The 20090-nt window shown below is 55.6% G+C and carries 16 protein-coding genes, 6 tRNA genes and 1 pseudogene; 10 read left to right on the forward strand and 13 right to left on the reverse strand.

Translation table 11 applies throughout. From position 1 onward, the window contains the following. Positions 1 to 195, forward strand: a pseudogene (locus H9X86_RS07685) (helix-turn-helix domain-containing protein); the annotation flags it as partial. 50 nt (positions 196 to 245) lie between these two features. Here the strand turns inward: H9X86_RS07685 and cls are convergent. The 12 genes from cls to H9X86_RS07745 all read right to left on the reverse strand — a co-directional run bounded on the left by cls (position 246) and on the right by H9X86_RS07745 (position 15285). Further along, positions 246 to 1793 carry a cardiolipin synthase gene (cls, locus tag H9X86_RS07690; RefSeq protein ID WP_204900962.1) on the reverse strand — a complete coding sequence of 516 codons (1548 nt, stop codon included), beginning with the start codon at positions 1791 to 1793 and terminating at the stop codon, positions 246 to 248. Between the two features lie 10 nt (positions 1794 to 1803). Further along, the gene (locus H9X86_RS07695; RefSeq protein ID WP_204900963.1) at positions 1804 to 5265 is read right to left on the reverse strand and encodes a DNA polymerase III subunit alpha; all 3462 of its coding nucleotides are present in this window, start codon (positions 5263 to 5265) and stop codon (positions 1804 to 1806) included. Positions 5266 to 5296: 31 nt separating this feature from the next. Further along, on the reverse strand, positions 5297 to 6196 hold the full coding sequence (gene whiA, locus H9X86_RS07700; RefSeq protein WP_207752627.1) for a DNA-binding protein WhiA: 900 nt from the start codon (positions 6194 to 6196) through the stop codon (positions 5297 to 5299). An 11-nt stretch (positions 6197 to 6207) separates the two neighbouring features. Then, positions 6208 to 7200 (reverse strand): gluconeogenesis factor YvcK family protein, encoded by a 993-nt coding sequence (locus H9X86_RS07705; RefSeq protein ID WP_204900965.1) that lies wholly within the window; start codon positions 7198 to 7200, stop codon positions 6208 to 6210. A 1-nt stretch (position 7201) separates the two neighbouring features. Further along, entirely contained in the window at positions 7202 to 8065 is an 864-nt protein-coding gene (gene rapZ / locus H9X86_RS07710; RefSeq protein WP_204900966.1) for an RNase adapter RapZ, read from the reverse strand. Between the two features lie 12 nt (positions 8066 to 8077). Continuing rightward, positions 8078 to 8989, reverse strand: a complete 912-nt coding sequence (murB, locus tag H9X86_RS07715; protein ID WP_204900967.1) for a UDP-N-acetylmuramate dehydrogenase — start codon at positions 8987 to 8989, stop codon at positions 8078 to 8080. A 145-nt stretch (positions 8990 to 9134) separates the two neighbouring features. Further along, complete coding sequence (locus H9X86_RS07720) at positions 9135 to 9524, reverse strand: hypothetical protein (RefSeq protein ID WP_204900968.1); 390 nt, start codon at positions 9522 to 9524, stop codon at positions 9135 to 9137. Beyond that, complete coding sequence (locus tag H9X86_RS07725; RefSeq protein ID WP_204900969.1) at positions 9481 to 10992, reverse strand: recombinase family protein; 1512 nt, start codon at positions 10990 to 10992, stop codon at positions 9481 to 9483. The genes H9X86_RS07720 and H9X86_RS07725 overlap by 44 nt, the downstream gene beginning before the upstream one ends. Before the next feature lie 271 nt (positions 10993 to 11263). Next, positions 11264 to 12388, reverse strand: a complete 1125-nt coding sequence (gene nagA / locus H9X86_RS07730; protein WP_204900970.1) for an N-acetylglucosamine-6-phosphate deacetylase — start codon at positions 12386 to 12388, stop codon at positions 11264 to 11266. Next, positions 12385 to 13128, reverse strand: coding sequence for a glucosamine-6-phosphate deaminase (nagB, locus tag H9X86_RS07735; RefSeq protein WP_204900971.1), 744 nt, complete (start codon positions 13126 to 13128; stop codon positions 12385 to 12387). The genes nagA and nagB overlap by 4 nt, the downstream gene beginning before the upstream one ends. 255 nt (positions 13129 to 13383) lie before the next feature. Further along, a complete protein-coding gene (locus H9X86_RS07740) occupies positions 13384 to 13860 on the reverse strand; it encodes a hypothetical protein (protein ID WP_243416888.1) in 477 nt (158 codons plus the stop codon). 135 nt (positions 13861 to 13995) lie between these two features. Then, the gene (locus H9X86_RS07745) at positions 13996 to 15285 is read right to left on the reverse strand and encodes an adenylosuccinate synthase (RefSeq protein WP_204900972.1); all 1290 of its coding nucleotides are present in this window, start codon (positions 15283 to 15285) and stop codon (positions 13996 to 13998) included. 234 nt (positions 15286 to 15519) lie between these two features. On the opposite strand from H9X86_RS07745, the gene H9X86_RS07750 reads away from it, so the two are divergent. The 9 genes from H9X86_RS07750 (at position 15520) to H9X86_RS07790 (ending at position 18178) form a co-directional block, all read left to right on the forward strand. Further along, positions 15520 to 15801, forward strand: coding sequence for a YerC/YecD family TrpR-related protein (locus tag H9X86_RS07750; protein WP_204900973.1), 282 nt, complete (start codon positions 15520 to 15522; stop codon positions 15799 to 15801). Between the two features lie 6 nt (positions 15802 to 15807). After that, positions 15808 to 16548, forward strand: coding sequence for a class I SAM-dependent DNA methyltransferase (locus H9X86_RS07755; RefSeq protein ID WP_204900974.1), 741 nt, complete (start codon positions 15808 to 15810; stop codon positions 16546 to 16548). Between the two features lie 6 nt (positions 16549 to 16554). Continuing rightward, positions 16555 to 17436 carry an Hsp33 family molecular chaperone HslO gene (gene hslO / locus H9X86_RS07760; RefSeq protein WP_204900975.1) on the forward strand — a complete coding sequence of 294 codons (882 nt, stop codon included), beginning with the start codon at positions 16555 to 16557 and terminating at the stop codon, positions 17434 to 17436. 105 nt (positions 17437 to 17541) lie between these two features. Then, positions 17542 to 17617 (forward strand) — tRNA-Val (locus tag H9X86_RS07765). 30 nt (positions 17618 to 17647) lie between these two features. Further along, a tRNA-Asp gene (locus tag H9X86_RS07770) sits at positions 17648 to 17724 on the forward strand. A 7-nt stretch (positions 17725 to 17731) separates the two neighbouring features. Beyond that, a tRNA-Phe gene (locus H9X86_RS07775) sits at positions 17732 to 17807 on the forward strand. Positions 17808 to 17810: 3 nt separating this feature from the next. Then, positions 17811 to 17886 (forward strand) — tRNA-Gly (locus tag H9X86_RS07780). Positions 17887 to 17952: 66 nt separating this feature from the next. Further along, positions 17953 to 18027 (forward strand) — tRNA-Cys (locus tag H9X86_RS07785). Between the two features lie 74 nt (positions 18028 to 18101). Next, positions 18102 to 18178: transfer RNA gene (locus tag H9X86_RS07790), tRNA-Pro, on the forward strand. A 377-nt stretch (positions 18179 to 18555) separates the two neighbouring features. Here the strand turns inward: H9X86_RS07790 and H9X86_RS07795 are convergent. Then, complete coding sequence (locus H9X86_RS07795; RefSeq protein WP_204900976.1) at positions 18556 to 20028, reverse strand: PolC-type DNA polymerase III family protein; 1473 nt, start codon at positions 20026 to 20028, stop codon at positions 18556 to 18558. Positions 20029 to 20090: the final 62 nt, after the last annotated feature.

Genomic DNA, 20090 nt, shown 5'->3' on the forward strand with positions numbered 1-20090 from the left:
CCCTATCTCCCGCCCCAGCCCAAGCGGGCCCCGGCAGTCCGCTCCGCCCCTGTGAAGGAGGGCTCCATGCTGGACCCTATTCTGAAAAGTGCCGGGTTCCAGCAAGCCGTCCACGACGCTGTGGTGGACGTGCTCCGCTCCAAAGAGGGCCAGCAGCTGCTGGAACAGGCGGTAGCCCGTTACCTGCGCAAGTAAAAGACAAAAGAACGGATCAGGAGGCAACAAACTCCTGATCCGTTCTTTTCTTATAGCAGTGGTGCAAACACCTGCAAAATTTGTCGCACCAGGCGGTGATAATAAGGTACACTCCTGCACTTCTCCAGGGTTACCTCCAAGCTCTTTTCCTGGGTGCTCAAGAAATCGTTGCGGATCTCATGCACCGTGGGAGTGCCATAGAGGAGCACACCATTTTCAAAGTGGAGGAACATACTCCGGTAATCCATATTCACTGTGCCCACTGTGGCATAGCAGTCGTCCACCACGAAGTTCTTGCCGTGGATGAAGCCCGGGGCATACTCGTAAATCTTCACTCCAGCCTCCAGCAGCTCCTCATAGCAGGCTCGTGTCACCTCAAACACCGTCTTTTTATCCGGAATGTGCGGGGTAATGATGCGCACATCCACGCCGGACTTGGCTGCCGTGGTCAGAGCAACTGTGATGGAGTAGTCAATGACCAGGTATGGCGTGGTGATATACACGTACCGCTTGGCCCGGTTGATGAGGTTGAGGTACACAGACAACCCCACCGCTTCATTGTCCCAGGGACAGTCTTGGTAGGGCTGCACATATCCCACCTCACTCCATCCCGAGGGCTGAGGCCGGTAGGCGTCAAAATCCTCCTGACTGTTTTCCGTAAAGTCCCACATGGACAAAAAGGACACCGTCATCGACCACACCGCATCCCCTTCCAGGCGGATGGCAGAGTCCTTCCAATGACCGAATCGGGATTTGACGTTGATATACTCGTCGGCCATGTTGATACCCCCGGTGAAGGCCACCTGACCATCTACGATCATATATTTTCGGTGATCCCGGTTGTTTTGCCGCAGGGAGATCACCGGGAGGATGCGGTTGAACACCCGGCACTGGATGCCTAGCTTTTCCAGTCGATCCGGATAATCTGCCGGCAGCGTGAAGATGGAGCCCACGTCATCGTAGATGACTCGCACTTCCACCCCCTGCTGCACCTTCACCTGGAGCACGTCCAAAATGGAGTTCCACAGTTTTCCCTCTTCAATGATAAAATACTCAATGAAGATATACCGTTTTGCCCCCCAAAGGGCAGCCAAGATGTCACTGTAACAGTTGTCGCCCAGGGGATAGTAGTGACTTTTTGTGTTGCCATACACGGGGCAATGGGCTTTCTGTTCCAAATAGTTGGCCATGCACGCCGCGTCCGAGCCAATGAGCTGGGTCAAAGAACCGGATTTACAGCACTCCTCCCCCAGGTTCTGCTGGATCTTCTCCTCCATGATACGCAGACGCTCCTGGTTAAACTTGGACAAATGGTTGCCACCCAAGAGCAGGTAGGCCAGAGAGCCAAAGGGCATCAGTCCCAGGACAATGATGATCCAGCTGATCTTATAGCCGGGATTGCTGTTGCTGGCCACGATCCACACCACCACTAGGATGGACAGCACCAAAAACACCCAGTGTATGGCATTGTAAAAGGCAGTCTCCTGGAGTTGGGACAGGGCGAAAATGTAGAAGCCTATCTGAATGACCATGAGGCTGGCCATAATGCCTACTCGGTGAAAAAGCAGGCTTCCGATGTGTGTCAGTATCCGATTCATAGCTTCTCCTTTAGCGCAGTACGACGCTATCCACGCCCAGCTTCTCCTTGAGTTCCTCCAGCAGCGCAGTGTGGTGGAGGCAGGCGGTGAGCAGCTTCTTGCCGCTGTCCTGCAGGTACACAATGGTGCGCTCCCCACCTGGGAACATGTTCAGCAGCTTTTTCAGCCATACCAGAGATGCCTCTCCGTCCGGCAGTCGGATCCACAGGGTATCCCCCGATTGGGCCTCCTGCTGCTCGGTGGCCTCAGGCTGGGCCTCTTGCGCCAGAGGGCCGATCCAGTCAGCCATGATCTGCGGCTCCTTCTCGTCCCGCTGGGACACTCTGCCCGTCACCGCCACCGGCAAGCCTGCCTTCAGGTAGTGTCCGCACTCCCCCAGCACTCGGGAGAACACCATCAGCTCCATGGCGCCCGTGGCATCCTCCAGATTCACGTAGGCCATGAGGGTATTATTTTTTGTGGTCTTGGTCTTCACTGAGGCCACCACACCCGCCACAGTCACCTTTTGACCGTCAGAGTACTTGGGGGGACGGTCGCCCTCCTCAGAACAGCCCTGGATCAGCCCAGCAATGGGCACTGCCTTGAGTTTTTTCACCTGATGTCGGTATTGATCCATGGGGTGGCCGGAGAGGTATAGACCTGTGACCTCCTTCTCCATGGCCATAAGCTCTGCGGGAGAAAACTCCGGAATATCCGGCAGCTTCATCTCCGGTCCCCGGCTCTCCGAAGTGCCAAAGAGGTCAAACTGCCCCTCCAGCTTCTGCCGCTGGTCCCGGAGGATGGAGTCCACAACCTGGTCAAAGGCCCGCAGCAGCTGGCTGCGGCGGTAGCCCATACGGTCAAAGCATCCCGCCCGAATCAGGCTCTCCAGCACCCGCTTGTTCAGATCACTGTGACTCATGCGGGCGCAGAAGTCCGGGAAAGAGGTGAAAGGCCCTCCCTGCTGCCGCTGGGCCAGCACTGCATTGACAAAGCCCCGGCCCACCCCCTTGAGGGCTGCCAGGCCGAAGCGGATGTTGCCCTCAGACACGGTAAAGCTCAGCCCCGACTCGTTGATGTCCGGGGGCAGCAGGGCGATGCCGTTTTCCTTGCACTCGGCAATATATTCCGCCACCTTATCTTGGGAGTCTAGCACTGAAGTGAGCAGCGCCGCCATATACTCCCTGGTATAATGGCACTTAAACCACGCTGTCTGGTAGGCCACAATGGCATAGCTCACCGCATGGGCCTTGTTGAAGGCGTAGTTGGCGAAGGCATAGATCTCATCATAAATACCCTGGGCATCCTCCGCCGGAATCCCCCGGGCTACGCAGCCCTCAATGTTCCGCTCCGGATCTCCGTGGATAAACGCCTCTCGCTCCCGCTCAATGTCCTTGACCTTCTTCTTACTCATGGCCCGGCGCACCATGTCAGCCTGGCCCAGAGAGTACCCGGCCAGACGGCGGAAGATCTCAATGACCTGCTCCTGATAGACGATACACCCGTAGGTCACAGACAAAATGGGCTCCAGGGCCGGATTTCGGTAGGTGATACAGCGTGGGTCATGCTTACTGGCAATGAACTTGGGAATGGAGTCCATGGGGCCGGGACGGTAGAGGGCAATGATAGCCGTAATATCCTCGATATTCTGAGGCTTGAGCCCCACGCACACCCCGGTCATACCCGAAGACTCCATCTGGAACACCCCTGATGTGCGCCCTTCCGAAAGCATTCGGAACACCTCCGGGTCATCATCCCGGATCTGACTCATGGAGAAGTTTGGATCGTGTTCCTTCACCATCTTCACCGCATCGTCCAAAATGGTCAGGTTACGCAGCCCTAAAAAGTCCATCTTCAAAAGGCCCAGTTCCTCCAGGGTCACCATGGTATACTGGGTCACCGGCACTTCATCATTGGTGGCCAAAGGCACGTACTCATACACCGGCAGGCGGGTGATGACCACGCCGGCGGCATGGGTGGAGGCGTTGCGGGGCATCCCCTCCAGCTTGCGGGCCATGTCCACCAGTTGCTTGACCTTTTCGTTCCCGTTATACAGGTCTGCCAGTCCCTTGGACAGAACCAGAGCCTTGTCCAATGTCATGTCCAGGGCGAAGGGCACCTGCTTGGCAATGGCATCCACCTCCGCATAGGGCATGTCCATCACCCGCCCCACATCTCGGATGGCGGCCTTGGCCTTCATGGTGCCGAAGGTGACGATTTGGGCCACGTGATCTTCTCCGTACTTCCGGGCCACATAGTCAATGACCTCCTGACGGCGCCGGATGCAGAAGTCAATATCAATATCCGGCATGGTCACACGCTCAGGGTTGAGGAATCGCTCAAAGTACAGGTTGTACTTCATAGGGTCAATGTCTGTGATATACAGGCAGTAGGACACCATGGAGCCGGCAGCAGAGCCTCGGCCCGGCCCCACAGGGATCCCCTGGCTCTTGGCATAGCCGATGAAGTCGGAGACGATGAGAAAATAGTCCACAAAGCCCATGCGTCGGATCATATTCATCTCCATTTCCAGACGCTTCTTGTACTCCTCCCCCGCCTGGGGATACCGCTGGGCAAAGCCCTGGCGGCACAGACGCTCAAAGTAGGCATCTCCGTCCGTCTCTCCGGGGGGCAGCTTAAACTCAGGCAGATGGTGGACGCCGAACTGAAAGTCCACCTGGCACATCTGGGCAATTTTTGCGGTGTTTTCAATGGCCTCAGGGCACTGGGGGAAGAGGCTGCGCATCTCCTCCTCGCTTTTGATGTAGAACTCCTGGGTTTCAAACCGCATCCGGTCGGCATCGTCCAACCGCTTGCCCGTCTGCACACACATGAGCACATCCTGCATCACCGAGTCCTCTCGGGTCAGGTAGTGGGCGTCATTGGTGGCCACCAGGGGGATCCCAGTTTCAGCGTGAAGGCGGAAAATACCGGCATTCACCGACTGCTGCTGGGATATTCCATGATCCTGGAGTTCCAGATAATAATTGTCCTCTCCAAAGATCTCCCGCATCTCCAGAGCGTGGGCCAACGCTCCCTGATAGTCCCCCGCCATCAGGCGGCGTGGAATCTCACCGCCCAGACAGGCAGATAAGGCAATCAGGCCTTCACTGCGCTCTCGCAGCAGCTGCATATCCACCCGGGGCTTTCCGTAAAAGCCCTCCACATAGGACATGGACACCAGATAGCTGAGGTTCCGATACCCTGTCTCATTTTTACACAGCAATACCAGGTGGCGAGGGGAGCCATCCAGTTCTCGGGTGCGGTCGAAGCGGGAACGTGGGGCCACATACACCTCACAGCCAATGATGGGCTTGATCCCCGCCCCCAAGCAGGCCCGGTAGAAATCCACAGCGCCAAACATGACGCCGTGGTCGGTGATGGCCACCGCCTCCTGCCCCAACTCCTTCACCCGCTGGGCCAGCTGCTTGATTCGGCAGGCTCCATCCAGCAGGGAATATTCTGTATGTACGTGTAGATGGACAAATGACATGGGTGTCTCCTCCTGGGTAAAAAACGGTCTCTCAGCTCTCAGCCAGCTGGGCCAGCTTACGCAGACGGTGGTTCAGGGCGGACTTGCTTACCGGCGGAGTGCACAGCTCTGCCAGTTGGGCCAGAGTGAGCTCCGGGTGGGCCATGCGCAGATCCACCGCCTCCTTGAGTTTGTCCGGCAGATTCTCCAGCATCCCCCGCTCTTCCAGGCGGTAGATGGCCTCCATCTGCCACCGGGCTGCCTCCACGGTCTTATCCAGATTGGCGGCATCACAGTTGACCCGGCGGTTGACACTGCCCCGCAAGTCTCGCTCCAGTTTCGCAGTCATCACCTCCATGGCAGATACCGGTGCACCAATGGTGGTGAGAAAGTCCTCAATATGGTCACTTTGCTTGAAATAGGTCACATGATTCCCCTTGCGCTGGGTGTCCTTGGGGGTGAAACCCACCTCCTGGAGCAGGGCAATGCTCTCCCGCCCCACAGCGGCGTGGGAGGTGGCCAGCTCCAGGTGGTAGCTCTTACCCGGGTCAGTCACTGACCCTCCTGCTAAAAATGCACCCCGAAAAAACGCCGTCTGGCAGTGTTCCTCCTCCAGGTGGGCAAAGTTGATGTGCAGTGAGACTGCACTGTCTCGCTCCAACCCAAAGGTATCAAATATGGTACGCAGTTTGGCGGGGTCCTCCAGCAAAAAGCTGCCCTTCCCTTCCCCCATAGGAGGGATCACGTCAAACTCGAGCCGAAACGCCTTATGGAACAGCAGTGGCAACCGCTGTTTTAGCTGGGGCGATTCGGTGATAATGCGCACCTGATGGGCGTGAAATGTATTGCAGTAGAGCAGAATCCCATAGGCCTCCGCTTGGGCACAGCAACGGCGGCTCATAGATTGTCTGCATAGCTCTTGTTTTACCTGGGCAGAAAAGGTCACAGGCATCTGCTCCTTCATTAGAATATCTGGGTGTGTGAGCGCTGCTTGTATAGCTCAATGACAGCATCCGCCACTTTTTTACCAGAGTGTCTGGCATACCCAATGTTCTCGTCGGTGAGGGGGCGGCACACCACATCTGCACCCATCAGCTCCATCTCCCGGCGATCTATCACCAGGGGCACAGCATCCTCCTGACGATAGCGGCTAAGCAGCTCCCCAGAAATGGTGGCGCTGTTGCACAGACACAGATCCACCAGCTTAGGCCCGCCGTGCTCCAGCAAAGCTGCCAAATGATCGGATGCTGTCATGCCCTCGGTCTCACCGTCCTGGGTCATGATGTTGCACACATAAATTTTCAGTGCCGGACTTTCCTCGATGGCATGGGAAATCCCATCCACCAGCAGGTTTGGAATGACACTGGTGTACAAGCTGCCCGGCCCCAGCATAATCACATCCGCCCGGGCAATGGCGTCCAGCGCAGCGGGCAAGGCAGGTGGGTGCTCGGGAATCAGTCTCACATGGTGGATGCCGCAATTTTGTTGCTTTTTGAACGCAAAAATTTTGGACTCTCCACACACTCGGGTGCCATTTTCAAACACCGCTTCCAGCTGCACATTCTCGTTGGTCACCGGCAAAATGGTGCCCCGAATGGCCAAAACCTGGCTCATCTGGGCCACAGCCTGGTCAAAGGACGGAGAGATCCCATCCAAAGCCGCCAACAACAGGTTGCCAAACGCCTGGCCTGCCAGCCGTCCCTCGGGATAGCGGTAGGCAAGCAAGGTGCGCATCAGAGACTCTTCATCTGCCAGGGCCTCCATACAGTTGCGGATATCACCCGGTGGGGGCATTCCCAGTTCCTCCCGAAGGGTGCCGGAGCCGCCCCCGTCATCCGCCACAGTCACGATGGCAGTGAGGTCATCGGTGCAGTTTTTCAGTCCTCGCAGCACAGCGGACAATCCATGTCCGCCGCCAATGGCCACAATGGCCGGTCCATGTTTCTGATTATTCATATCAGGCCCTCGTCATATCCCGGTGATTTTCCGATACCCGGTATCCCAACTCCTGAATGTGTTGGGCCAGAGCGTGGGTCATGGCCACTGACCGGTGCTTGCCGCCAGTACAGCCAATGGCCACCACCACCATACTCTTCCCCTCCTCCACAAAATGAGGCAGCAGGAAATCCACCATGTCTTTTAACTTATCCAGAAACTCGTAACTCTGGGGGAATTGGAACACATAGTCCCGCACGCCGTCGTCCAGTCCGGTGTGGGAGCGCAGCCCCTCCACATAAAACGGATTGGGTAAAAATCGTACATCGAAGACCAGATCCGCCTCCATAGGCAGGCCGTACTTGAATCCGAAGGAGGTGACACACACGTTGAGCTCGCTGTTCTTTCTGCGGCCGGGATACACCAACTCCAGCACCTGATCCCGCAGCTTTCGGGTGGACATGGCATCCGTGCGCAGTACCACACTGGCCCGGCTGCGCACCGGCTCCATGACCTCCCGCTCCTTCTGCACCGCCTGGGCCAGAGTGCCTTGGGTGTCCATAAGCGGGTGGCTGCGCCGGGTCTCCTTATATCGCTTGATGATGGTTTGGTCATCTGCGTCCACAAACAGAATCTTGTAGGGCACCTTCATACCATCCAGCACGTCCAAGGCTTCAAACAACCCGTCAAAGTTGCTGCCGCCCCGAATATCACACACCACTGCCGCCCGCTGATGTGAGCCGCTGCCCATCTGACATAGCTCTGCAAACTTGGGAATCAGCACCGGAAGCAGATTATCCACACAGAAATAACCGCTATCCTCCAGTATGGACATCACCGTGGATTTTCCTGCTCCGGAAAGCCCCGAGACGATAAAAAGCTCCATATTTTTTCCTCCTCACTTGAGGTATCTGACCTCTGGCTCCAGCTCCACACCGGTGGCCTGATGCACACGACTTTGGATCTGTTCCATCAGATGCAGGATGTCACTGCAAGTGGCGCCCCCTGCGTTGATGACAAACCCAGCGTGTTTTTCCGAGACCATAGCTCCGCCTACCCGCAGGCCCTTGAGCCCGCACTGGTCAATCAAAGCTGCCGCAAAATGCCCCTCTGGCCGCTTAAACGTAGAGCCCGCACTGGGATATTCCAGGGGCTGCTTCTCCCGACGTCTGCACGCGTAATCCCGCATTTTCTCCTGAATCTCCCCCTGGTCTCCAGGCTGAAGCCCCAGCTTCACCCACAGCACCAGGTGTTCTCCGTCACTGAAGGCGGAGTGGCGATAACGGAAGTCACAACGCTCACCCTCCCAGGTCTCCACAGTTCCATCAGGGCAAAGCACCCCTACCTGGCGCACCACCTGCACCATCTCTCCCCCGTATGCTCCGGCGTTCATGGTCACGCCACCACCCAGGCTCCCGGGGATGCCCTGGGCAAACTCCAGCCCCGTCAACCCCGCCTGAGCTGCCCGGTTGGCCAGCTGTGAAAGGAGAATACCTGCCTGGGCGGTGATTTCCTCTCCCTGGATCTCACAGGCAGCATATTGAGGCACGGTTTTCACCACAAAGGCATTCACACCTCCATCATCCACCAGCAGATTGGAGCCATTGCCCACCATCACAGTGGGCACTTCCAGCTCCCGAGCCAGCTTCACCGTCTCCACCAGCTCTTCCGTGTTGCGGGGACAGGCCATCAGAGCCGCAGGTCCCCCCACTCGAAAGGTGGTATGACGGCTCATAGGCTCGTCCAGACGCAAATCCAGGCCGGGAAACCGCCGCTGCAGCTCCCCGTACAGCTTATGTATCTCATTCATATGCAAACCCTCCGGCTTGTGTTACTCAATCTATATTCAGTCATAAAGACCTTATTCTGTAATTATATCAGACTTCACCGTAAAAAAAAAGTGCCCCGACCCAGGAAAATGGGAGGGGCGCATACAGCAGCGCCCCTCCCCTCGCTTACCCTTGACAGCAGGGATTGCATTGTTTGGCCTCCTGGTAGCCCTCAGGAGGCGTGACCGTGTTGGGCGGGAAGAACTCCTCGGTGGGGAACTGTACCTTGCGGAACAGAGCACAGGGATCCTCCTCGCTGCCTCCAGTGCACTCCTTGCTGGGAATGCAGTAGTCGTAGGCAGGGATCAGCAGCTGGCTGTCCCGCTCCAAGCGGATCATGGAGAACTGGCCCAAGGTCACATACACCCGCTTTCCCTCGCTGCCCATGGACAGCTCACCGGGGAAACAAGAGGTGATGCAGGGCGGGATGTCGCTGGGGTCGCAGCAGCAGCCACAGCAGCACCCGTTGTTCTCACAACTTTCCACCAGCTTCATGCTGAGGATGATGGGATCCACAGCCTCCACTGACAGGATCATCTGGGCAGGTTTTCCCCGCCGCACAAAACTGAACCCGCACCTCTCCTCTGCCATCCACGGTGATACGCTCCACCAGCTTTGCCATGTCTCCCCGAGTCAAGTCCTGCCACCCCATATATCGTCGCACCTGTTCCCGTACCCGTTGTTCATCTTCCTGCTCACCGCATTTCAACTGCTGTAAAGCGGAAATCCTTGCCTGTATTTCCTCCTGTTTTTTGAGAAACTCCTCCAGAGTCAGACCCTCGTTGGCGTAGAGCAGGGCTAAGCGTTCCCGCTTTCGCTCCAGCCGTTTTTTCTCCCTCTCTGCCTGGGCTCGCCCGTTACGATGCCTCTTGGCCCACTCCACCAACGTTTCTTCCGTCTCCTGTCCGCCAGAGCCGCGGACTGATACATAATCGGCAATGGCAGCCAAGAGCTGATCCTCCTCCACCTTTGTGGAATTGGCACACAGCCCTTGATCACTCCCCCAGCACTTCCAATAGGTACGGGTATGTGCGTATGTGTAGCTCTTTCGGCAAAAGCTCCTGCCGCATTCCTGGCATAGAATTAGGCCGCTGAACAGGTGTCTGGTGCTGTATCGACCTTGATGGTTTTGTTCATGGGAACCATAGACCTGATGCCGTGCCTTTCGCTGGGCCTGAGCCTGCTGGAACTGCTCCGGGGAAATGATGGCCCACTGGGGCCGGGAATGGCGATACTGCTCCTGGACCGGGAGTTTTCTTTGCCGGCCCGTGAGGTAGTTCTCCACCTCGTATTTATGGTTGATATGGAGGCCGCAGTAGATGGGATTGGTTAAGATCCGATGTACCGCCGATGGCGTCCAACCGCATCCCAGCTTGGTGGTGTAGCCCCATGCGTCCAGCTGCCGGGCAATGGTACGACAGCCCAGCCCTTGCCCCACATACATTTCATACATCAGCCGCACCACGTCCGCTTCTGACTCATTGATGCGCAAGGTGAAATTGTCCACCCGGTCATAACCATAGATGCGCTGGGGCACTCGCCCTTTCTGGGCGTTGAGTTTCTTGCCAAATTTCACACGTTTGCTCAGATTGGCACTCTCCTCCTGGGCCAAAGCCCCGAACATCGTGAGCACAAACTCAGATTCGCCCAGGCTGTCCATGTCGGCGGTGAGAAACCGGGTATTCACCCCCAACGCCTTCAATGCCCGGACGCTTTGGAGAAAGTCCACGGTATTGCGGGCAAAGCGGGAGATATCTTTGACCACCACCAGCTCAAACTGATGCTGCGCTGCATCCCGCAGCAGCGCTTGGAACTGGTCTCTCTTTTGCATTCGGGTGCCTGTTATGCCCTCATCTGCATAAATATTTACCAATTCATATCCATTTTTCAGCGCATAGGACTGGAAAAACTCCTTCTGGTGCGCCAAACTGTCCAGCTGCTCCTCTTTGGCGGTAGATACCCGGCAATAGGCTGCGATTTTCACACACTTCTCTCCCCTCTGATAAAAAAAGAGAAGGGCTTTTCCCCTTCTCTATCTCCAGCAGCTACACAGCTTATCCATTAAAATCTTGATCCATAGTTTTCTCAATGCTCCCTCTTCATTGGGATCCACCATCTCAAAACGGACTGATTTCTTCATCACACGTCCCTCCTTCGCATCAGCATATGAGTTGCTCCCCAGCCCTTATGCCAACGCAAAACAGGGGCCGACCTATCATGGTCGGCCCCTGCAAAAGGGAAAACAGATGTACTTGTTACAGTGCTCTGTGCACCAGCTGGCCACGGAACAGAACCGCCTTCAGGTTCAGGTCCTGATCCAGAACCACCACATTGGCGTCCTTGCCCACATCCAGACTGCCCACACGGTCATAGATGCCGATGGACTTGGCAGAGTTGACAGCGGCAGCCATCACCGCATCCTCCAGAGGAATACCGAAGGAGACGGCGGTCTTCATGCAGTTCATCAGGTCAGTGACAGAACCAGCCAGAGTGCCATCAGCCAGCTCCGCCCGGTTACCCTTGACAAAAACGGCCTGTCCACCCAGTGTGTACTCACCATCGGGCATGCCGGCAGCACGCATGGTATCGCTGACCAGCACCATCCGGTCCCGACCCATCATGCGGAAGGTGGCCCGAATCACGGCGGGGTGCACGTGCACGCCGTCGCAGATGATCTCCACATAGGCGTCCTTGCTGTCAGCAGCGGCGCCGATGACACCGGGATCCCGGTGCGCAAAGGGAGGCATGGCATTGTACAGGTGGGTGACGTGATTGGCACCCGCCTCAAAGGCAGCCATTGCAGTATCATAATCGGCAGTGGTGTGAGCCAGGCTCACAGACACCTCGTCCTTCACCTCACGGATGAAGTCCATAGCGCCCTCCAGTTCAGGAGCCACGGAAACCAGCTTCACCAGCCCCTGGGAGCACTCCTCCAGACGGCGCAGCAGCGCCACGTCGGGGTTGCGCAGCCAAGCGCCGTTCTGAGCCCCCTTCTTGGCAGCGGCCAGGAAGGGGCCTTCCAGATGAATACCCACCAGCTCAGCGCCGGGCACACCAGCGGCACGGTGCTGGGCAGCGGTGGTACACACCTTTTCCAGCTGCTCGGCAGCCAGAGTCATACCAGCGGGGCAAATCTGGGTCACGCCACGAGACAGCTCGTATGCGGCCATATCAGCCAGGCCCTGAGCATCTGCGTCGGAGACATCAGCGCCCACACAGCCATGGAAGTGGACATCGGTGAGGCCGGGGATGACATAGCACCCAGACACATCCACCACGTTGTCCTGACAATTCTCAACGATCTTTCCGCCCTCCAGGCACACGTCCTTGGCTACAAAGCCGGCCTGGGGATCAAAGACCTGTCCGCCCGTGAGTCTCACAGGCATCCCTCCTTACGCAGAACGGAGAAGGCAGCCTCGTCGCCCACCACGGTCACATTGGGGTGCAGCTGGAGCAGAGAGGCGGGGACACGGGGAGTGATGGGGCCAAAGAAAGCCTTGTGAACGATTTCAGCCTTGTCCTCACCGCTGACCACCACAACCACGCTGCGAGCCTGGAGAATGGCGGCCATGCCCATGGTCAAAGCGTGACGGGGCACGTCAGCCTCAGAGGCAAAGAAGCGCTTGTTGGCGTCGATGGTGCTCTGAGCCAGCTCCACCACGTGAGTGGGGCCCACGAACTCGTCAGCGGGCTCGTTGAAGCCGATGTGGCCGTTGTGGCCCATGCCCAGCAGCTGCAGGTCGATGCCGCCCAGCTCACGGATGTGGGCGTCATAGGCAGCGCACTCGGCGTCAGCGTCCTCAGCCATGCCGTTGGGCACGCTGGTGTTAGCCACGTCGATGTCCACGTGGTTAAAGAGGTTGTTCTGCATAAAGTAGCGGTAGCTCTGATCGTGGTCGCCGGACAGGCCCTTGTACTCGTCCAGGTTGACGGAACGGGTCTGAGCGAAGGACAGATCGCCCTTGTTGTACCACTCGATCAGCTGCTTGTAAGTACCGATGGGAGTAGAACCGGTGGCCAGACCCAGCACGCAGTTGGGCTTGACGATGACTTGTGCAGAGATGAGATTTGCAGCCTGACGGCTCATAGCCGTATAGTCAGCACAAGGAATAAATCTCATAATGAAAACCTCCTAAATACAATCCGACTTCTGAGGATGTGAGCTGCTCGCTCTTCTCCATCCTTAGAATGTCTGTTTTTTCCTCCCTCTGCCCGTGCCTTGGAGCCTTGGCAGAAGCGGTTACCTCTATCATAGCTTTCGGCGATGAAAATAGCAATAGATTTCCCAAACTTTTTTTACAATTTGTTTCTTTCACCCATGCCATCTCCATTCTTGCCTCTCCATTGCACCTATGTCTGGGTGTTTCTCCTCTGCCTAGTTGGTCGCAGCAGTCTCCACTACTGCCACAGGCAGGTTGGTGCTCTCCAAATCCTGGCTGTCCAGGCTGCCCATAGAGGCGTTGGAGGAGAACACCCTGGCAGAGCCTTCGCTGCCAAAGAGAATGGCACGCTTGTCAAACACTGCCAGGCCGCACACAGACACTGGGCGAGACGCACCCACAAAGGCATCGGCGGTGATGCGATAAAAATACCGCACATCCACGGTGTAAAACCCTCTGTGGAAGCCCATGGGCTCCACATCAATGTAGGCGTACAGCAGCTCCGCCTTTCCAGCCTTCAGGCTGATGGCTCGGTCAATGACGGCCTGGGAACTGGCGGTGGGGTACAGGCGCAAATCCTCTACGCAGTCCTTGTCTCGACAGCTGTCGTAAATCTTTCTGGTGTGAATGCACACGGCCTCTCGGATACCAGCAGTATCACAGATGGGGCCGGGCTCAATCAATTCAGCCATAAATCAATACCTCCCGATGGTTGATGGGAACAAGAAAAGAGACTTTCTCCCTTCTTCCATTCCCATTGTATGACCACCGAAAAAAAGGGTGCAAAAACCCCCTTGTCCCGTTGCGGGGACAAGGGGGCAAGGTTTTTATTGGGGCTGACGCAGTGCAATCTCGTGGCGCTTGGGGCCGGTGGAGACAATGGTGATGGGTACACCAATGTGGGACTCCAGGAACTTCACATAGTCCTTGGCCTGCTGGGGCAGGGCCTCAAAGTCAGTGATCCCCCGCACGTCGCACTTCCAGCCGGGCAGAGTCTCAAACACAGGCTTGGCTCGCATCAGGCTGGGGGTGGTGGGGAACCGATCGGTGACCTGACCGTCGATCTCGTAGCCTACACAGACCTTGATCTCGTCCAGGTAGCCCAGCACGTCCAGACAGGTCAGGGCAACCTGAGTCGCCCCCTGCACCATGCAGCCGTACTTGGTGGCCACAGCATCAAACCAGCCCACACGGCGGGGACGGCCGGTGGTAGCACCGAACTCGCCCTTGTCTCCGCCACGACGGCGCAGTTCATCTCCCTCTTCCCCGGTGACCTCACTGACAAAGGGCTCGGTGTTGGAACCCACGGAGGAAGAATAGGACTTGGTAACGCAGATGACGTCTTTTACGGCAGTGGGAGGCACAGCTGCGCCTACACAGCCGAAGCCAGCCAGGGTATGAGAAGAAGTGGTCATGGGGAAAATGCCCAGATCGGGGTCCTTCATGGAGCCCAACTGGCCCTCCAGCAACACCGTTTTGCCCTGAGCCAGAGCCTCGTGGACAAAAGTGACCGCATCTCCCACATAGGGGCGAATCATCTCCCGGCACTCCAGCAGCTGCTGGAACAGCTGCTCCACATCCAGCTGAGGCTTGTGGTACAGGTGCTGGAACATCACGTTTTTCAGCTCCACAGCCCGGGTCAACCGGTCACGCAGCCGCTCCTCGTCGAAGAGGTCACAGACCTGAATGCCGATCTTGGCATACTTATCAGAATAGAAAGGAGCAATGCCGCTCTTGGTGGAGCCGAAGGCCTTGCCGCCCAGGCGCTCCTCCTCATAGCTGTCCTGAAGCACATGATAAGGCATGAGCAGCTGGGCCCGCTCAGAAATAATCAACTTGGGAGCGGGAACACCCTGATCAATGATGGACTTGAGCTCCTCCACCAGCTTTACCACGTCCAATGCCACTCCGTTGCCAATGATATTGGTGACATGGGGGTAAAAAATGCCGGAAGGGAGAATGTGCAGTGCAAAGCGGCCAAAATCGTTGATGATGGTGTGCCCCGCATTAGCACCGCCCTGGAATCGGATAACCACATCAGAGGTCTCCGCCAGCATATCAGTGATTTTGCCCTTGCCCTCGTCGCCCCAGTTGGCACCTACGATTGCTTTAACCATAATTACCTCCGCAATGCGGGATTCGCAACCATGTTCATGGATTTGCCTTATCCGCAGAGCATTCTGCATCCATTATAATAGCATCTCCCATTGGGTGCAAGCATTTTCCGATTTTCTATATGATTTTCTTATTCTGTATTCTGTTACCTCTTTACTTTCTTGAAGCGCAATGGTATGATAGACACGGTAATACACTAACGTATACAACAAAGAAATAGAAATGGAGGCTGCACTATGCAGAAAAACAACTCTGAGAATGCAGAGCTGCTGTATCAGGCAATTTTGTCGCTCTCCTCTACCGAAGAGTGCCGTGCGTTCTTCCAGGACCTGTGCACCGTAGCCGAGCTTCGGGCTATGGCTCAGCGTCTGGAGGTTGCTGTGTTGCTGGACAGCGGCATGATTTACAATGATATTCTGGAGCGCACCGGCGCATCCAGCGCCACCATCAGCCGGGTCAACCGTGCCCTGCAATATGGCGCAGACGGATACAAGACCGTTTTGCCCCGACTGAAGTAATCCCCTATGGAACAATACACCACTCTGGCAGAGTATTATGACCGTCTCACTGGAGACGTAGGCTACACCCGATGGGCAGATTATGTGGAAAAGCATTTCCGCCGCCTGAAGCGTCCTGTGCGCTCGGTGGCGGAATTGGCTTGCGGCACCGGGTCCCTCACCTCCATCCTGGCTTCCCGAGGCTACCAGATGACCGCTGTGGACATTTCAGCAGATATGCTCAGCGTGGCAGCACAGAAGTGCCAGGATCAGGGGGTGCTTTTTCTGTGCCAGGATATGGCCCAGTTCACCCTTATGGAGCCGGTGGACGCAGTGATCTGCTGTCTGGACAGTGTCAACTACGTCACCCGCCCCCAGCGTCTATGCCGGGCCTTTGCCCGGGTGTACCGCCATTTGGCCCCCGGTGGGCTTTTTCTGTTTGACGCCAAGACCCCTTTGGCCTTTGAAGAAGCTGATGGGCAGACCTATTTGGATGAAGACGAAAGTCTGATGTGCGTCTGGCGGGCGGACTATGAGCGCCGCCGTAGGATCTGCGGATACGGCATCGACCTGTTCACGCTGCGCTCTGACGGGGCCTGGAACCGGGAGAGCGAATATCATGAGGAGTACGCATACACCCCTCAGGAACTCACTGACTTTCTGCTCCAAGCAGGCTTCTCCTCTATTAAACTATATGACAATCTGAAAATGCGAGCACCCACTGCGGATGCCCAACGCATTTTCTTTGCAGCCAGAAAGGAACAATAAGATTTTATGGACGAACTTGTAAGAGTCATCGCCAAGGAAGCCCCCATTAAGGCCACTGCCCTGTCTGCCACTCACCTGGTAGAGCAGGCCCGGGCCATCCATGACACCTGGCCTGTGGCCACTGCCGCCCTGGGCCGTCTGCTCATGGGCGCATCCATGATGGGAAACATGTTGAAAAACGAGGACGGATCTGTGACCCTGCGCATCCGAGGTGGCGGCCCACTGGGCTCTGTCACCGCTGTGTCTGACAGTCATGGCAACGTCCGGGGTTACGTGACCAACCCAGCAGTGGATGTGCCCCGCAAAGCTCACGCCAAACTGGACGTAGGTGCCGCTGTGGGTTGTGACGGAGAGCTCACTGTCATCAAAGACATCGGAATGCGGGAGCCCTATGTAGGCTCAGTGCAGTTGGTGGGCGGCGAGATCGCCGAGGACATTGCCGCTTACTTTGTGGAGAGTGAGCAAATCCCCACCGCCTGTGCCTTGGGTGTGCTCATTGCCCCTGACCAGACAGTCCAGGCCGCCGGAGGTTACCTTATCCAGCTTCTCCCCGGCGCTGATGATTCCGTCATCTCTGCGGTAGAACGCGGCATTGCCAAGGTAGGTGCCGTAAGTGCCAAGCTGGATCAGGGCATTAGCCCCCTGTCCCTCCTCCAAGAGGTACTGAGTGAATTTGAGTTGGAAGTCCTGGAGACCACACCGGTGGAATACCGCTGCCACTGCTCACGGGAGCGAGTGTCCCGGGCCCTTATCAGTATGGGCCGACACGAGTTGGAATCTCTGATTGCCGAGCAAGGCAGCGCTGAACTCACCTGCCAATTTTGCGATAAAGTTTATCATTTCTCCAAAAGTGAGCTGGAACAGTTACTTTTAGAGGCAACTTCATAATTTTCAAGAAAATTTGAAAATAACTGTTGACATTCCCCCCAATCGTTGCTATAATAACCAACGTCGTCTGACGAGCGACGGCGCCGAGCAAGGCGCAAGCAACTGGGGAGCATAGCTCAGCTGGGAGAGCACTTGCCTTACAAGCAAGGGGTCACAGGTTCGAGCCCTGTTGTTCCCACCAAGACATTCCAGTTGGGATGTCAACATTTGTGGCGCGGTAGTTCAGTTGGTTAGAACGCCGGCCTGTCACGCCGGAGGTCGAGGGTTCAAGTCCCTTCCGCGTCGCCACTTTTATGCCTCTGTAGCTCAGTTGGTAGAGCAGTGGACTGAAAATCCACGTGTCGCTGGTTCGATTCCGGCCGGAGGCACCATTTGCGAGTGTAGCTCATCTGGTAGAGCGCCACCTTGCCAAGGTGGAGGTAGCGAGTTCGAGCCTCGTCACTCGCTCCACTTAAAATAGAAGCGGATCTTCCACTTCTATTTTAAGTGGAGGGTGCATATCATAGAAGTGTCTCTGGCGCCATAGCCAAGTGGTAAGGCAAGGGTCTGCAAAATCCTGATGCCCCAGTTCAAATCTGGGTGGCGCCTCCATATCGCCGCAAGTGTCGAGGCGCTTGCGGCGTTTTCTTATACCCTCCCCTGTGGGGACGTATGACAACAAATATCCGGGTGTGGCGAAGCTTGGTATCGCGCTTGGTTCGGGTCCAAGAGGCCGCAGGTTCAAATCCTGTCACTCGGACCAAAAAACACCGTCGACGCTATGTCGGCGGTGTTTTTTGTTTTGCGTGATTTTGTTGAACCTGCGGCCTCTTGCATTAAAATCCGCCGCCTTATGGCCCTCAGAGTGTCAACTCTGGGGGCCATAGGTTCAAATTCTGTTACTCGTTTTTCAGTAAAAAGGTTCCTGAATTTTGGGCTATTTTTTCCTTTTTCAGGTTGACCACATAAATACCACAGACAGGTTTTATTTTTTGACCACAGGAAGGGTGCTTCTTTTTATAAGGAGTGCTTTTTTGTTTTCTGTGGCGCAGGGTTTGAGGGTAACATTACTCATATAAAGAGGATTGAAACGCTTCCCCCTATCTACACATCTTTGGCAGAGACCAGCCGTTGAACATACTATTTATCCGAAAAAGCATTACATTCTTCCAGGTAGGCATCACATGCATTCAAAACAATAGGAATTGCCTCTGGATCTTGCTGGATATACCAAATCAACTGAACTAGATTTGCCGCAAGTTGAACGCAATGCGCTTCGGGAAAGAGATAGTCTATTTTTTTGCAGACCTGGATGAACCAATCTTCTATCTGACATTCTTTCAGCACATTCAGTTGTAAATCTGTATATCCCTTGCGGCATACATCTCCCCTCCCGACATCTTGCATGAAGGATAATGCCTCAGTATGTGCAGCGCCACACCTCATCAGATATCTATAGACATCCTCCCGACAAGTGATGAGTTGTGCAGGGTTCATGCTTCCATTCTCGATCATCTGTTGTTGGTTACCAAACCAAACCGCCGTACCATGTGCAAGGCTTATCATGCGGCTCAATGAGTGTATGTCCCCAACATTCATAATGCGGAATACCTCAGATAAGTACCCATCAACCTCCAATCCAACCGTCTTACACGCCTTCGCCACCGGGGACTCTGCCTCGTGGTTCTCGAACACCTTACACAGCAGCGCATAGAGCTTCTCATCATCCAAGGGAATCTCATTTGACCGCACTCCAGTCCGTTGAGCACACAGATTCAGAGCAGATTGCACCAGACCATCAGCAAGATGTATACTGGGCACATGGCTCAGCCACATAGGGTGGTCAGTTACCAACCGCACCGCGTCCTCAGAGCCAGACAAAACTGCAGGGATTGCAGACAGATTTTTCTCCTCCGGTACCAGATAGAGCCACGGCCAGTCAGGGTTATAAGAAACAGGTTCACGATGCTGTCGTATTTCTTGACAGAATGCGCCAAGTGCCTCTAATTCCGTGGGCGGATAACACTGATTCAGAGTATCCTGTGTTTCCACTGCATCTTCAAGATTGATGGCAGCACAATACAGTTCCATCATCCGTTTCCCATACAACTGTTCTGTCTTTTCCTTTATCAATGGAATGAGCTTCCCTGGCAAATGGATTTCTGCAAATGTCTGCGGTTTATCTGTTCCCAGCAGTGACATTGGGCAAAGATCAAATCCCTCGGAGTCCAGTTCCGGAGGCAACGGATTTAGTTCTGTGATTCCCAGCAGATATACCAGGAACGAACTGCCCCAAGTTCCGCCTATAAAAGTTTCTCCGCCAGCCTCATGTACCATTTTTACAAGTTCCCGCAGAAACAAAACCTCTCCCGCCATATTCAAATGCTCTATACGCTCCAACTCCCACTGGAAACGCTGTAAAATTCCTTGAGCCGGGCAATCTCCATATTTCTCGCACAAGGCCTGCTGTACTTTGCTTCTAAGCCACTTTTGTTGTTCCCGTTCAACTTGCTCATAATTTGGGTGCAGCAATTGGTCAAGGGCCTCCATGGGCACCACGTAAGATAGCTGCTCAGATCCGTCTACGTCAGAATACAATTCAATCCATTCCATATTGAACCTCCTACTCATCACCGTCTTCTTTCGATCCACCCTCAGTGTATCAGGCAGTATGG

It is taken from the genome of Pseudoflavonifractor capillosus (genome assembly GCF_016902575.1).
Classification (GTDB): domain Bacteria; phylum Bacillota; class Clostridia; order Oscillospirales; family Oscillospiraceae; genus Enterenecus; species Enterenecus capillosus_A.